This is a genomic window from Streptomyces eurocidicus, assembly GCF_002891295.1.
Taxonomy (GTDB): domain Bacteria; phylum Actinomycetota; class Actinomycetes; order Streptomycetales; family Streptomycetaceae; genus Streptomyces; species Streptomyces eurocidicus.
On the sequence record NZ_LGUI01000012.1, the window covers coordinates 183,091 to 197,022 of the forward strand.

9 protein-coding genes are annotated in these 13,932 nt (G+C 71.4%); 2 read left to right on the top strand and 7 right to left on the bottom strand.

Annotated elements, in window-relative coordinates; all coding sequences use genetic code 11:
* Nucleotides 1-73 precede the first annotated feature (73 nt).
* The 5 genes from ffh to nsdA all read right to left on the bottom strand — a co-directional run bounded on the left by ffh (nucleotide 74) and on the right by nsdA (nucleotide 7,771).
* Nucleotides 74-1,621, bottom strand: coding sequence for a signal recognition particle protein (gene ffh, locus AF335_RS30175; RefSeq protein WP_102921615.1), 1,548 nt, complete (start codon nucleotides 1,619-1,621; stop codon nucleotides 74-76).
* Nucleotides 1,622-1,850: 229 nt separating this feature from the next.
* The gene (locus AF335_RS30180; protein WP_102921616.1) at nucleotides 1,851-4,274 is read right to left on the bottom strand and encodes a [protein-PII] uridylyltransferase; all 2,424 of its coding nucleotides are present in this window, start codon (nucleotides 4,272-4,274) and stop codon (nucleotides 1,851-1,853) included.
* A 19-nt stretch (nucleotides 4,275-4,293) separates the two neighbouring features.
* Nucleotides 4,294-4,641, bottom strand: coding sequence for a P-II family nitrogen regulator (locus tag AF335_RS30185; protein WP_102921617.1), 348 nt, complete (start codon nucleotides 4,639-4,641; stop codon nucleotides 4,294-4,296).
* A complete protein-coding gene (locus tag AF335_RS30190) occupies nucleotides 4,638-5,963 on the bottom strand; it encodes an ammonium transporter (protein WP_102921618.1) in 1,326 nt (441 codons plus the stop codon). Before AF335_RS30190 ends, AF335_RS30185 begins: the two co-directional genes overlap by 4 nt.
* A 296-nt stretch (nucleotides 5,964-6,259) precedes the next feature.
* Nucleotides 6,260-7,771, bottom strand: coding sequence for a transcriptional repressor NsdA (gene nsdA / locus AF335_RS30195; RefSeq protein ID WP_376697760.1), 1,512 nt, complete (start codon nucleotides 7,769-7,771; stop codon nucleotides 6,260-6,262).
* 451 nt (nucleotides 7,772-8,222) lie between these two features.
* On the opposite strand from nsdA, the gene AF335_RS30200 reads away from it, so the two are divergent.
* Complete coding sequence (locus AF335_RS30200; RefSeq protein ID WP_102921619.1) at nucleotides 8,223-8,894, top strand: bifunctional DNA primase/polymerase; 672 nt, start codon at nucleotides 8,223-8,225, stop codon at nucleotides 8,892-8,894.
* 133 nt (nucleotides 8,895-9,027) lie between these two features.
* Here AF335_RS30200 and ftsY read toward each other — a convergent pair whose 3' ends face one another.
* On the bottom strand, nucleotides 9,028-10,263 hold the full coding sequence (gene ftsY, locus AF335_RS30205; RefSeq protein WP_102921620.1) for a signal recognition particle-docking protein FtsY: 1,236 nt from the start codon (nucleotides 10,261-10,263) through the stop codon (nucleotides 9,028-9,030).
* Between the two features lie 230 nt (nucleotides 10,264-10,493).
* On the opposite strand from ftsY, the gene AF335_RS30210 reads away from it, so the two are divergent.
* Complete coding sequence (locus AF335_RS30210; RefSeq protein WP_102921621.1) at nucleotides 10,494-11,957, top strand: purine-cytosine permease family protein; 1,464 nt, start codon at nucleotides 10,494-10,496, stop codon at nucleotides 11,955-11,957.
* A 409-nt stretch (nucleotides 11,958-12,366) separates the two neighbouring features.
* On the opposite strand, the gene AF335_RS30215 is transcribed toward AF335_RS30210, so the two are convergent.
* Complete coding sequence (locus AF335_RS30215; RefSeq protein WP_102921622.1) at nucleotides 12,367-13,770, bottom strand: sugar porter family MFS transporter; 1,404 nt, start codon at nucleotides 13,768-13,770, stop codon at nucleotides 12,367-12,369.
* Nucleotides 13,771-13,932 lie beyond the last annotated feature (162 nt).

The following is a 13,932-nucleotide window of genomic DNA, read 5'->3' on the forward strand; positions in this document are numbered from 1 at the left end:
CGCCGGGCCGCCGCGCCGTATGCCGGAAGCCCCTCGCGGTCCACCGCGAGGGGCTTCCGGCTGTCCGTAAGGATCAGCCCATGAACTTCTTGAACTCGTCCGGCAGTTCGAAGTTCTGCGCGGCCTGGCCGCCCTGCGGCAGACCCAGCGGGTTGTCCGCCTGCTGCTCGCGGCGCGCGGCCGCGGCCTGCTCCTCGGCCTTGCGCTTCATCGGGTTGCCGCTCTGGCGCTTGCCCTTGGCCTGCTTGACCTGCTTCTTCTTACGGGCCGCGCCGCCACCCATGCCCGGCATGCCGGGCATCCCGGGCATGCCGCCGCCCTGGGCCATGCGCGACATCATCTTGCGGGCGTCGAAGAAGCGCTCCACCAGGTTCTTCACGGCGCTGACGTCCACGCCGGAGCCCTTGGCGATACGGGCGCGACGGGAGCCGTTGATGATCGTCGGGTCCTGGCGCTCGGCCGGGGTCATCGACTTGATGATCGCGGCGGTGCGGTCGACGTCGCGCTCGTCGAGGTTGTTGATCTGGTCCTTGATCTGGCCCATGCCGGGCAGCATCCCGAGCAGCTTGCTGATGCTGCCCATCTTGCGGACCTGCTCCATCTGGGACAGGAAGTCGTCGAGCGTGAACTCCTTCGGCCCCTTCGCCAGCTTGGCCGCCATCTTCTCGGCCTCGTCCTGGCTGAAGGTCTGCTCGGCCTTCTCGATGAGGCTGAGCATGTCGCCCATGCCGAGGATGCGGGACGCCATGCGGTCCGGGTGGAACGCGTCGAAGTCGTCCAGCTTCTCGCCGTTGGAGGCGAACATGACCTGCTTGCCGGTCACGTGCGCGACCGACAGGGCGGCACCGCCGCGGGCGTCGCCGTCGAGCTTGGAGAGGACCACGCCGTCGAAGCCGACGCCGTCGCGGAACGCCTCGGCGGTGTTGACGGCGTCCTGACCGATCATCGCGTCGACGACGAACAGGACCTCGTCCGGGCTGACGGCGTCGCGGATGTCCGCGGCCTGCTGCATCAGCTCCTGGTCGATGCCGAGGCGGCCGGCGGTGTCGACGATCACGACGTCGTGCTGCTTGGCCCGGGCGAACTCGATGGAGTCCTTGGCGACCTGCACCGGGTCACCGACGCCGTTGCCCGGCTCCGGAGCGTAGATCGCGACACCGGCGCGCTCGGCGACGACCGCGAGCTGGTTGACGGCGTTGGGGCGCTGGAGGTCACAGGCGACGAGCAGCGGGGCGTGGCCCTGGCCCTTGAGCCAGTGGCCGAGCTTTCCGGCCAGCGTCGTCTTACCGGCACCCTGGAGACCGGCGAGCATGATGACGGTCGGCGCGGTCTTGGCGAAGCGCAGGCGCCGGGTCTCGCCGCCGAGGATGCCGATGAGCTCCTCGTTGACGATCTTGATGACCTGCTGGGCGGGGTTGAGCGCCTGGGAGACCTCGGCGCCGGCGGCCCGCTCCTTGACCTGACGGATGAAGGAGCGGACGACGGGGAGCGCCACATCCGCCTCAAGGAGGGCGATACGGATTTCGCGCGCCGTGGCGTCGATGTCCGCCTCGCTCAAGCGGCCTTTGCCCCTGAGAGATTTGAAAGTCGCTGCAAGGCGGTCGGAGAGGGTATCGAACACGGTGCTCGTCGGTCCTCGGGGTCAGGGGGCAGGGGCAATCGCCCTCAAGGGTATCCGGCCGTACAAGCTAAGTGTCCTCGCCTGCCGAAAACGACAGGCGAGGACGGTACCCCCGCCTACGCGGGGAGCAGACCTCCGCGCCGACAGCCCGGTCCTTGACCTGTGGGTCACCCCCGCCTGCGCGGGGAAGCACCATGCTCAACGCCGTCTCGCGCCGCTGGTCACGCCCCTACTTCAAAGCCTGCTCAAGCACCTCGGCCAGAACCCCCGCATCCGGCTCTGTCAACGGAGCCCCCTCCCCCGTCGTCACATAGAACGCGTCCACGGCGTTGGAACCCAGCGTCGAGACGTGCGCGCTGCGCACCCACACCCCCGCCGTCTCCAGGGCGCGGCCGATGCGGTGCAGCAGCCCGGGGGCGTCCTGGGCGCGCACCTCCAGCACCGTCGCCTCCCGCGAACCGCCGGTGGCGACGGTCACCCGGGGCGGCGCGTGCGTGATTCCCCTGCGCCGATCGTTGTACGCGGCCTCGCGCTCGGCCAGCCGCGCCACCACGTCGAGCGAGCCGTCCAGGACGCGCACGAGGTCGTTGCGCAGTTGCGCGGGCTCCGGCAGGGAGCCGAACTCGGTGGCCACCCGCCAGTTCAGCAGCAGCGCCCCGTCGACTGCCCGCAGCTCCGCCGCGCGCACCGTAAGGCGGTGCAGAGCGAGCAGACCGGCCGTCGCCGGCAGCACCCCGGGCTGTTCGGGGACGGCGATCGTCAGCTCGACGCCGACCGGGACGGCCGCGTCGTCCGGGGCCGTGCCCTCCGGGCGCGAGCGCAGCCGTACGGCCGGGCCGCCGGTGCGCAGGGCCTCGGCGACCACCCGGCCGTCCTCGGCGGAGGGCGGGCCCGGGACGGCCCGGTCCGGGGCCGCGCCGTCCGCGAGAGCGGCGGCGGCGCGCCGCACCAGATCCGCCACCAGCGAGGCGCGCCAGGCGCTCCAGGCCGCGGGTCCGGTCGCGAGGGCGTCGGCCTCGGTGAGGGCGTGCAGCAGCTCCAGGGTGCCGGGGTGCGCGACGGCGTCGGTGACGGCGCGGACCGTCGCGGGGTCGTCGAGGTCGCGGCGGGTGGCCGTCTCGGCGAGCAGCAGGTGGTGGCGGACGAGCGTGGCCAGGACGTCGGTGTCGGCCGGGTCGAAGCCGATCCGGGCGGCCGCCTCCCGGGTGAGGGCCTCGCCGGCCGCGGAGTGGTCGCCGGGCCGGCCCTTGCCGATGTCGTGCAACAGGGCCGCGACGAGCAGCAGGTCGGGGCGGTGGACGCCGCGCGCGAGGGCCGCCGCGCGGACGGCCGTCTCCACCAGGTGGCGGTCGACGGTCCAGCGGTGCACGGGGTTGCGCTGCGGGCGCGAGCGCACGTGCTCCCACTCGGGCAGCAGTCCGGAGACGAGCCCCTCGGCGTCGAGGGCCTCCCAGACCGCGACGGCCGGCTCGCCCGCGCCGAGCAGCGTGACGAGCGCCTCACGGGCCTCGGCCGGCCAGGGCACCGGCAGCGGGCCGGCGGTGGCCGCGAGCCGCCGCACGGCGTGCGGGGACAGCGGCAGGCCGGCCTGCGCCGCCGCCGCGGCGGCGCGCAGCGGCAGCACGGGGTCGCGCTCGGGCCGGGCCGTACGGGCCAGCACGGCCTCGCCGTCCTGCTCGACGACGCCCTCGGCCAGCGGCACCCGCTCGGGCTCCACGAACCCGCCCCGGCCGCCGCGCCCGCCGAGGATCCGCCGGAGCCGGGGCCGGCCGGAGCGGGCGCGCAGGACGCGGCCGACCTCGCGCCAGGTGACGTCGGCGGCGTACGAGACCGTGCGCGCGGCCTCGTAGACCTCGCGCAGCAGGGCGTCGGCGTCGGGCAGGCCGCGGGCCGTGGCGATCTGGTCCTGTTCCTGGAGGGCGAGCCGGTCGGTGGCCCGGCCGGTGACCAGGTGCAGGACGTCGCGGGTGTCGAGCAGCAGGCCGCGGGCCCGCTCCAGGCCCTCGCGCGGGGCGTCCGCCAGCCAGGAGGCGGCGACGGCGCGCAGGGCGACGGCGTCGCGGAGCCCGCCGCGCGCCTCCTTGAGGTCGGGCTCCAGCAGGAACCTCAGCTCGCCCTGGCGCCGGGCCCGCTCCTCGCCGAGCTCGCGCAGCTCCGGGAGCCTGAGCGGGGCCTGGGCCCGCCAGTCGGCGTAGGCGGTGGCGCGCAGGGCCGCGGTGAGCCGTTCGTCGCCGCCGAGGTGGCGGGCGTCGAGCAGGCCGAGGTGGACCTTGAGGTCGTCGGCCGCGGTCCTGCGGGCCTCGGCCGGGGTGCGCACGGAGTGGTCGAGGGCGAGCCCCATGTCCCACACGGGGTACCAGACGCGGTCGGCGATCGCGGCGATCTTCGAGGCGTCCACGGAGCCGTCGTGCAGCAGCATGACGTCGAGGTCGCTGCGCGGGGACAGCTCCCCGCGTCCGTAGCCGCCGACGGCCACGAGGGCGACGCCGTGCGCCTCGCCGAGCAGGGCCGCGAGCCACTGGTCGGTGAGCCGGGCGAGCGCCGCGCGGCGCGGCGGTCCGGTCAGCACTCCCTGGTGCAGGAGGCGCAGCCGGGCGGCCGCGTAGCTGTCGGGACAGGGGTCGCTTCCCGTGGTGGACGGGATGGACGTCAACACAGGCTCCCTCCTGGGGTCACAGGGCGTCCGGTCCGCGCTCGCCGGTCCGGACCCGGACGACGGTCTCGACGGGGACCACCCAGACCTTGCCGTCGCCGATCTTCCCCTGGTCCCCGGAGCGGGCGGCTTTGACGATGACGTCGACGACGGTGTCGGCGTCGCCGTCCTCGGCGAGGACCTCTATACGGATCTTGGGTACGAGGTCGACGGTGTACTCGGCGCCGCGGTAGACCTCGGTGTGGCCGCGCTGCCGACCGGATCCGCTGGCCTCGCTGACGGTCATGCCCCGGACGCCGGAGGTCCGCAGCGCGGCCTTGATCTCGTCGACCATGTGCGGCTTGACGACCGCGGTGATGAGCTTCATGCGTCCACCTTCTTGTTCGCCTTCTTGTCCTGCGTCCCGCTCTGATCGTCCCGGTCCCGGTCGTCCTGGGCGTGGCCGGGACCGGCGGGGTGTCCGCCGCCACGGGTGGCGGAGATCGCACCCACCGCGCTGAAGTCGTAGGCGGTCTCGGCGTGGAACGCCTGGTCGATGCCGGCGAGCTCGTCGTCCTCGGCAGCCCGGAGGCCGATCGTCCGGTCGACGAGCTTGGCCAGCAGCCAGGAGGCGACGAAGGAGTAGGCCATCACCGCGAACGCCCCGGTGGCCTGCCGGCCGAGCTGGGTGAGGCCGCCGACGCCGTCGGTGGCGAGGAGTCCCACGAGCAGGGTGCCGATGACGCCGCCGACCAAGTGCACGCCGACCACGTCGAGGGAGTCGTCGAAGCCCAGCTTGAATTTGATGCCGACGGCCCAGGCGCAGACGGACCCGGCCACGAGGCCGATGAGGACGGCCCCGAAGGCGTTCACGGCCGCGCCGGAGGGGGTGATGGCGACGAGGCCCGCGACGGCTCCGGAGGCGGCGCCGAGCGTGGTGAACGCGCCGTGCCGGACGCGCTCGTAGACGAGCCAGCCGAGCATCGCGGCACCGGTCGCCACCTGGGTGTTCAGCGCCATGTTGGCGGCGGTGCCGTTGGCCGCGAGCGCCGAGCCTGCGTTGAAGCCGAACCAGCCGAACCACAGCAGCCCCGCGCCGAGCATCACCAGCGGCAGGCTGTGCGGGCGCATCGGGTCCTTCTTGAAGCCGATGCGCTTGCCGACCACGAGCACGGCGGCGAGGGCGCCGATGCCCGCGTTGATGTGCACGGCCGTACCGCCGGCGAAGTCGATCACCTTGAGCTTGAAGAGCCAGCCGTCGGCCTGCCAGACCCAGTGGGCGACGGGGAAGTAGACGATCGTCACCCAGAGGGCGATGAACACGGCCCACGCGCTGAACTTCACCCGGTCCGCGAGCGCCCCGCTCATCAGCGCGGGGGTGATGACCGCGAACATCAGCTGGAAGAGGGCGAAGGCGAAGACCGGGATGCCCTCCTTGCCGCCCGTCAGCGTCTCCGGGCGGATGCCCTTGAGACCGATGTGGTCGAAACCGCCGAGCAGACCGCCGCCGATGTCATCGCCGAAGGCGAGGGAGTAGCCGTAGAGGACCCACAGCACGGTGACGATGCCCAGCGAGATGAAGGACATCATCAGCATGTTGAGGGCGCTCTTGACCCGCACCATGCCTCCGTAGAAGAAGGCCAGCCCCGGGGTCATCAGCATGACGAGCGCGGCACTGATCAATACGAAAGCGGTATCTGCGCCATTCACGGTCGCGTCCCCTCACAGCGGCGGCCCGTACGGGCGGTATCCAGTGGGCCGGTTTTCGCCATGAGGTTCGCGCAGCGGGATTTCAGTCGATGCGGTCGGTTGTTTCGCGGCAGTGACGATGGCCCCGTGCGTGTTACGCGCGGATGAACCATCGACGAACGGCGTTCCGCTCGCCTTCGCCCTGTGTACGGGCATGCGACCGACCGCGACGACCGCCCTGTGCGACCTGGCGTGGGGGAGCCGAGTCGGGCTGTACGGGAAGGTCGCCGCGGCCGGGATCAGGGGCCGGAAGGAGCTCAGACCGCGTGCACGGCCTCTGCCGATTCCGGCAGGTGGACGCCCAGTTGCTCGGTGAGGGCCACGACTTCGGCCATCTCGCCGAAGTCCCGGACGGCGTTGTCCACGGTCTTGCGGAGGCGGTTGTTGACCCGCTCCGAACGGACCTGCTTGGCGATCTTCAGCGCCTTCCCGGCGAGGACCGTGGACTGCTCGGGCTCGCGCTCCATCAGGTGCACGGTGGCCATGCCGATGAGGTTGAGCGCATACGACCGCTGGTGCTCGGCGTCCTGCTCGAAGAGCTCGACGGCCCGCTCCATCTTGGGGCGCGCGAGGGAGGCGTAGGTCGGGCTGCGGCCGACCACATAGGCGAGATCGCGGTAGGAGTGGGCGTTCTCGGCGTTGAGCTCGGCCTCGGAGAAGAAGCGGATCCAGTCGGGGTCGCCGTCGCCCGCCGCGCAGTCGGAGAAGCAGTCCTCCGCCATGTTGACCGCGCGCTTGCACTTGGCGGGCTGGCCCATGTTGGCGTAGGCGCGGGCCTCGACGGCGTAGAGCATCGCCTGGGTGCGGGAGGTGGCCGTCTCACGGGAGCCGTACTGGCCGAGGTGGATCAGCTCCAGGGCGTCGTCCGGCCGGCCGAGGTGGATCATCTGCCGGCTCATGCTGGAGAGGATGTACGAGCCGAGGGGGCGGTCGCCGGCCTCCTTGGCGGCGTGCAGGGCCAGGACGAAGTACTTCTGCGCGGTGGGGTGGAGGCCGATGTCGTAGCTCATCCAGCCGGCCAGCTCGGCCAGCTCGGCGGCGGCCCGGAAGAGCCGCTTGGAGGTGGCCGCCGGCTGGGGCTCCTGGAGCAGGTCGGTGACTTCGTGGAGCTGGCCGACGACGGCTTTGCGGCGCAGGCCGCCGCCGCACTGGGCGTCCCACTGCCGGAACATCATGGTCGTGGACTCGAGCAGATCCAGCTCGGGCCCGGAGAGGCGGGACAGGCGCGTGGCGGACTGCCCGTCGCGGGGGTCACGGCCGGAGGGGCCGGGGGCCAGCCAGCGCTGCATGGGCTCGATCAGCGAGGGGCCCGCGGAGAGGGCGAGCGAGGCGCCGAGGAATCCCCGGCGGGCCAGCATCAGGTCGCTGCGGGAGAACTCGCTGATGAGCTCGACGGTCTGGGGGCCCGCCCAGGGCAGGTCGACCCCCGAGACGGAGGGCGACTGATGGGCGGTGCGCAGGCCGATGTCCTCGATGCCCACGACGCAGCCGAAGCGCTCGGAGAACAGCTCGGAGAGGATCTTCGGGATCGGCTCGCGGGGCTGCTCGCCGTCGAGCCAGCGGCGGACGCGCGAGGTGTCCGTGCTGATGTGGTGGGCACCGAGCTGTCGCGCTCTGCGGTTGACCTGGCGCGCCAGCTCGCCCTTGGACCAGCCGCTGCGCAGGAACCAGGAGCCCAACTGCTCGTTGGGACGCTTCTCGGCCCGATCGGACCTGTCGGCCTTGTCGGCCCTCTCGGCACCTTCGGCGCCGCTGCCGTTGCCGCCCACCTGGAAGCCCCCATCCCGAAATCTGCTCTGTGCGTGAACCGCGGACGGCCCGCCGTCCGTCACGGCGGCGCGTCCGGCGATGCGACACCCCGGTCAGGGGTAGTAACGACCGAGCGGCGGGACGGGCCACGCCCTCTGGCGTACCCGCCGGTGGTGCATCTCCTTGGGTCCGTGCACCGAAAGTAATCCTACGATCACCGCTCCCGCGAGTGCAGTCCAGTAAACGCCACCATTCGCCACCCCAAGGAATGAACTCAACCGCACCTCTACGCGATTGACTTGACACATGGCGATCAGGGCGGGGGCGAACTGGAGCACGACATGGCGCACGCCCCGTTCCGCACCACCTGTCGCGCACCGTCACGCCGCCACGGGAAGGGATTCGGCGACCGTCCGTGTTCGAGACACTCCGAGTCGTAACCATCGGCGAGCACGACCCGTTGGAGGGGGCATGGGCTTCACAATCGGCGGCATCCGGGACCTGCGCTCGAGCTCTCGGCGCCGCGGACGCGCGTCGGAGTACGCGACCACGGTGGCGGAGTACACCGGCCTGTGGGGATGGGACGTGGTCCCGGGGGCCCGCGCCACCCGGAGCGGGGGCGTGATGTGTTCGTGCGGCGCCGCCGACTGCCCCTCCCCCGGCGCGCACCCGCTGTCCTTCGCACCGCCGGTTCCCGCGGGCGCCACGCTCGACGCCGCCGCGGCCGCGTGGGCCGAGGTGCCGGGCGCCGCCGTTCTGCTGCCCGTGGGCCGCTCGTTCGACGTCCTGGAGGTCGCCGAGCCGGTCGCCCGGCACGCGCTGGCCCGGCTGGAGCGGATGGGGCTGCCGCTGGGCCCGGTGGCGCTGACGCCGCACGGCCGCGCGCTGTTCTTCGTGGCCCCCGGCGCCGCCGCCGAGCTCCCCCGGCTGCTCTACCGCATGGGCTGGGACGACGCCCGGCTCGACCTGCGCTGTCTGGGCCCCGGCGACCACATCACGGCGCCGCCCTCCGACCACGCGGGCCTCGGCCCCATGCGCTGGCTGCGCCCGCCCACGCTGGACACGGCGGGCCGCCCGCCGGAGGCCCGGCTGCTGCTGGGCACCCTGGCGTACGTCTGCCACCGCACACCGTCCCGCGGCTGACCGCCTCGGGACTTCCGGGCGGACAGACGTCGGGGCCCGGCCGCGGTCGCATCCGCGGCGGGGCCCCGACATGGTCCGGGAGGGTGCGTCCCTCCGGATGATCCGGTGGCTCCGGGTCACTGCCCGGTCGGCGTCACTCCCCGATCAGGGCGTCGACGAACGCCTCCGGCTCGAACGGCGCGAGGTCGTCCGCGCCCTCGCCCAGGCCCACGAGCTTGACCGGCACACCCAGCTCGCGCTGGACGGCGACGACGATGCCGCCCTTGGCGGTGCCGTCGAGCTTGGTGAGCACGATGCCGGTGATGTCCACGACCTCGGCGAAGACCCGCGCCTGGACCAGGCCGTTCTGCCCGGTGGTGGCGTCGAGGACGAGCAGCACCTCGTCGACCGAGCCGTGCTTCTCCACGACGCGCTTGACCTTGCCGAGCTCGTCCATGAGACCGGTCTTGGTGTGCAGGCGGCCGGCGGTGTCGATGAGGACAACGTCGGCGTTCTCGGCGATGCCCTCCTTGACGGCGTCGAAGGCGATCGACGCAGGGTCGCCGCCCTCGGGCCCGCGGACCGTGCGGGCGCCGACGCGCTCGCCCCAGGTCTGGAGCTGGTCGGCGGCGGCCGCGCGGAAGGTGTCGGCCGCGCCGAGGACCACGGACTTGCCGTCCGCGACGAGCACCCGGGCGAGCTTGCCCGTGGTGGTGGTCTTGCCGACGCCGTTGACACCGACGACCAGGACGACGCCCGGCTTCTCCTCGCCGTTCACGCCCACGCCGGGCTCGGTGTGGACGCTCCGGTCGGAGTCCGTGCCGATGAGGGCGAGCAGCTCCTCGCGGAGCAGGGTGCGCAGCTCGTCGGGCGTACGGGTGCCGAGCACCCGGACCCGCTCACGGAGCCGCTCCACCAGCTCCTGGGTGGGCGCGACGCCGACATCGGCGGTGAGGAGGGTGTCCTCGATCTCCTCCCAGGTGTCCTCGTCGAGGTGCTCGCGGGAGAGCAGGGTCAGCAGACCCTTGCCCAGGGAGTTCTGGGAACGGGAGAGGCGGGTGCGCAGCCGGACGAGCCGGCCGGCGGTGGGTTCGGGAACCTCGATCTCGGGGGCGGCCGGGGCCTCGGGGACCTCCGGCTCGGCGACGGGCGCCGCGGCCTCGGGGGCCTCGGCGACGGGCAGGTCCACCTCCTCGACGGTCCTGCGGGGCTCCGCGCTCGGGGTCTCGGCCTCCTCGCCGACGTGTGGCTCGGCGGGCGGCGCGGTGACGGACGGGCTGCTCGGCGGGGCCGGGGGCAGCTGCTTCTTCTTACGGCTGCTGACCACGAGCCCGCTGATCGCGCCGAGCGCGACCACAGCGATGACTACAGCAAGGATGACGATTTCCATAACGGACCCAGTATCGGACACCTCGCCGTGGGCGCACGGCCGCGCCGCTGACATGTGACTTGCTACCCAGTTCGTATTTAACGACAAGGACCAAAGCCACTAACCGACCAAAGTTGGAGCAAAGTACGATGGCGTGACCCTGTGTGACGCGCGTAGAGTCCGCAGCGTCTCTTTCTGCCCACCTTGAGCGCTTGATCCGCCCCCCGCTTCACCCGCACGGAGCCCCCCACATGGACAACGTCGTCCCCGCCGATTCCGAAGGCGCAATAGAAACCCGCGGCATCGAGCCCGTCCCGGACCATGAGCGTCACGGCAGGGTCCGGGAGCTCTTCCCGACCTGGGTCGCCGCCAACATCAGCGTGCTGCTGCTCACCATGGGCGCCGCCCTGGTGGTCTTCAACCAGCTGAACTTCTGGCAGGTCCTGATCGTCGCCGCGTGCGCCGCGCTCGCGTCGTTCGGCATGGTCGGCGTGCTGTCGGTCTCCGGAAAGTGGGGCGGCGCCCCGGGCGCGATGCTCTCCCGCGCGACCTTCGGCGTCCGCGGCAACCTCTTCCCCGGCTCGATCCTGTGGGTCGCCCGCTTCGGCTGGGAGACGATCAACGCGGTCACCGGCGCCTACGCGGTGCTGACCGTCCTTGATCTGCTCTTCGGCATCAAGAGCAACAACATCCTCATCGTCATCACGCTGTTCGTGTTCGTCGCCTGCACCTTCCTGGTGAGCGGCATGGGCCGTAAGGCCCTGAACGTCTGCAACACGTGGTCGACGTACCTCTTCGGCATCTTCAGCGTGCTGGTGCTCGGCTATCTGATCGCCAACATCCACTGGGACGACGTCTTCTCCAAGCCCGCGGGCACCACCGCGATGATGATCGCCGGTATCGGCACCATCGCCGCCGGCGGCATCAGCTGGGTGCCCACCGGCCCCGACTTCACGCGCTACCTCCCGCACGCCGCGTCCGGCAAGAAGATCGCCGGTGTGACGGTCTCCGGCGCCGGCCTGGTGATGGTCCCGATGGTGCTGATGGGCGCGGTCATGGCCGTGGCCACCCCGGGCCTGGCCGACGCGCCGGACCCGGTCTCCTTCCTCGGCGACATCCTGCCGACCTGGCTGGCCGTGCCGTACCTGGCCACCGCGATCGTCGGCATGCTGCTGATCAACAGCCTCTCGATGTACTCCGCCGGCTTCACCGCCCAGACCATGGGCGTGAAGCTGCCGCGCGCGATGGCCGTCAGCATCAACGCCGTCATCTCGCTGGTCGGCGGCCTGCTGCTGATGCTGGTCGCGAAGAGCTTCCTCAGCTCCTTCATCACCTTCCTGATCCTGCTCGCGGTCTCCTTCTCCGCCTGGATCGGCGTCTACGCCGTCGACATGGCCCGCCGCCGGACGCGCGCCGTGCGCTACGACGCGGAGGGCCTGATGGACACCGGCCGCACCAGCCGCTACTGGTACGTCGGCGGTTTCTGCTGGCAGGCGATGACGGCGTGGGCCGTCGCGCTGGCCGCCGGCATCTGCTTCACCAAGTGCGACTGGTTCACCGGTCCGCTGGCCTCCACGTTCATCGGCAAGTACGGGTTGAGCTGGGCGGCGACGATCGTGATCTCGGCGGTTCTGATGGCGGTCCTGCCGACGCCGGCCGAGGGCGGGGCTTCCGATGCGGCCGGGGCCGCTTCGCGGGAGAAGGTCGCGGCGTAGCGTCTTCTCTGGGTTTCGTCGAGCGTCCCCTTCACCGTGGTCACGGTGGAGGGGCGTTCGCGTTTTGGGGTGGGGCGCGTGGGTGCGGGTTGCCGCTGCGCGGGGCCTTGTCCCCTACCCGCCCCTTCCCGAAACCGGCGGCGAGCCCCCGGGCCCCCCTTCCGCGCTGACGCGCGGTGTCCTCAAACGCCGGACGGGCTGAATTCCAGCCCGTCCGGCGTTTGAGGACCGGGGTCCGGGGCGGAGCCCCGTTCGGGAAGGGGCGAGGCTGGGGGAAAGCCCCGCGCAGCGGCCACCCGCCATCGGGGCACCAGCCAGACCCCGGCACACATACCCGCACACAAAAAGACGCCACCCCGGCTCATCGGTGAGCCGGAGCAGCGTCCTTGAGGAGAGGGCAGCGGGGGAGTTAGCCCATCTCCTCCAACGCCTTGCCCTTCGTCTCCTTCACGAACTTCATCACGAAGGGGATCGAGAGCACGGCGAAGACCGCGTAGATGACATACGTGCCGGACAGGTTCCAGTCCGCCAGGCTCGGGAAGCTCGCGGTGATGGCCCAGTTGGCGACCCACTGCGCGGACGCCGCCACACCGAGCGCCGCGGCGCGGATGCGGTTCGGGAACATCTCGCCGAGGAAGACCCAGACCACGACGCCCCACGAGAGGGCGAAGAAGAGCACGAAGGCGTGGGCCGCGACCAGGGCCACCGTGCCCTGGGTGGTCGGCAGGGAGCCGTCTGCCGCCTTGGCGGAGAAGGCCCATGCCTCCAGGGCCAGGGAGACCGCCATACCGGCGGAGCCGACGAGCGCGAGCGGCTTGCGGCCGATGCGGTCGACGAAGATCATCGCGATGACGGTGCCGACGATGTTGATGATCGACGTGGTGAACGAGTAGAGGAACGAGTCGCTCGGGTCGATGCCGACGGACTGCCAGAGGGTGGCCGAGTAGTAGAAGGCCACGTTGATGCCGACGAGCTGCTGGAAGACCGAGAGGCCGATGCCGACCCAGACGATGGGCAGCAGGCCCGCCTTGCCGCCGAGCAGGTCCTTGAAGGTGGACTTCTCCTCGCTGTGCATGGCCAGCTCGATCTCGGTCACGCGCTTGTCGAGATCGATTTCCTTGCCCTCGACGTCGGCCAGGACGGCCTTCGCGCGGTCGATCTTGCCGACCGAGATCAGGAAGCGCGGCGACTCGGGGATCACGAAGGAGAGCAGGCCGTAGAGGACGGCCGGGACGACCATGACGCCGAGCATCAGCTGCCACGCCTCGATGCCCATCAGGTGACCGCGCTGGTCGCCGTCGGCGAGGTTGAGGATGCCCCAGTTGACGAGCTGGGAGATGGCGATGCCCACCACGATGGCGGCCTGCTGGAAGGAGCCGAGGCGGCCGCGGTACGCGGGCGGGGAGACCTCGGCGATGTAGGCCGGGCCGATGACGGAGGCCATGCCGATGGCGATGCCGCCGAGGACGCGCCAGAAGGCGAGGTCCCAGAGGGCGAAGGGCAGTGCCGAGCCGACCGCGCTGATCGTGAAGAGCGTCGCGGAGATCTGCATGACGCGGATCCGGCCGATGCGGTCCGCGAGGCGGCCCGCGGTGGCGGCACCGATCGCGCAGCCGATCAGGGCGATGGCGATGACCTGGGCCAGAGCGGCGGAGCCGATGTCGTACTTCCCGCGGATGCCCTCGACAGCGCCGTTGATCACGGAACTGTCGTAGCCGAAGAGGAAGCCACCCATGGCCGCTGCCGCGGTGATGAAGATGACATGGCCGAGGTGGTCCGGCTGGGCCTTACGGCCCTCGGACCCCTGCGCCATCGCAGTGCTGGTCAACGTGAACTCCTGGGGCCCGGCGGCATTGCCGGGCGTGGGGGGCTGGCCCTTCAAGTGGGGCATAACTCCTTGGGGCCTACCACTTGAAGGTATTAGCAACGGTGCAGACCTTATGCCTTCATTTTTCTAAGTCAATAGGTCGTAACC

What these genes read in the sequence shown, in the direction of transcription:
- AF335_RS30185 (WP_102921617.1), bottom strand. Translation starts at nt 4,641, where the DNA reads ATGAAGCTCATCACCGCGGTCGTCAAGCCGCACATGGTCGACGAGATC.
- AF335_RS30200 (WP_102921619.1), top strand. Translation starts at nt 8,223, where the DNA reads ATGGGCTTCACAATCGGCGGCATCCGGGACCTGCGCTCGAGCTCTCGG.
- AF335_RS30210 (WP_102921621.1), top strand. Translation starts at nt 10,494, where the DNA reads ATGGACAACGTCGTCCCCGCCGATTCCGAAGGCGCAATAGAAACCCGC.
- ftsY (WP_102921620.1), bottom strand. Translation starts at nt 10,263, where the DNA reads ATGGAAATCGTCATCCTTGCTGTAGTCATCGCTGTGGTCGCGCTCGGC.
- AF335_RS30215 (WP_102921622.1), bottom strand. Translation starts at nt 13,770, where the DNA reads ATGGCGCAGGGGTCCGAGGGCCGTAAGGCCCAGCCGGACCACCTCGGC.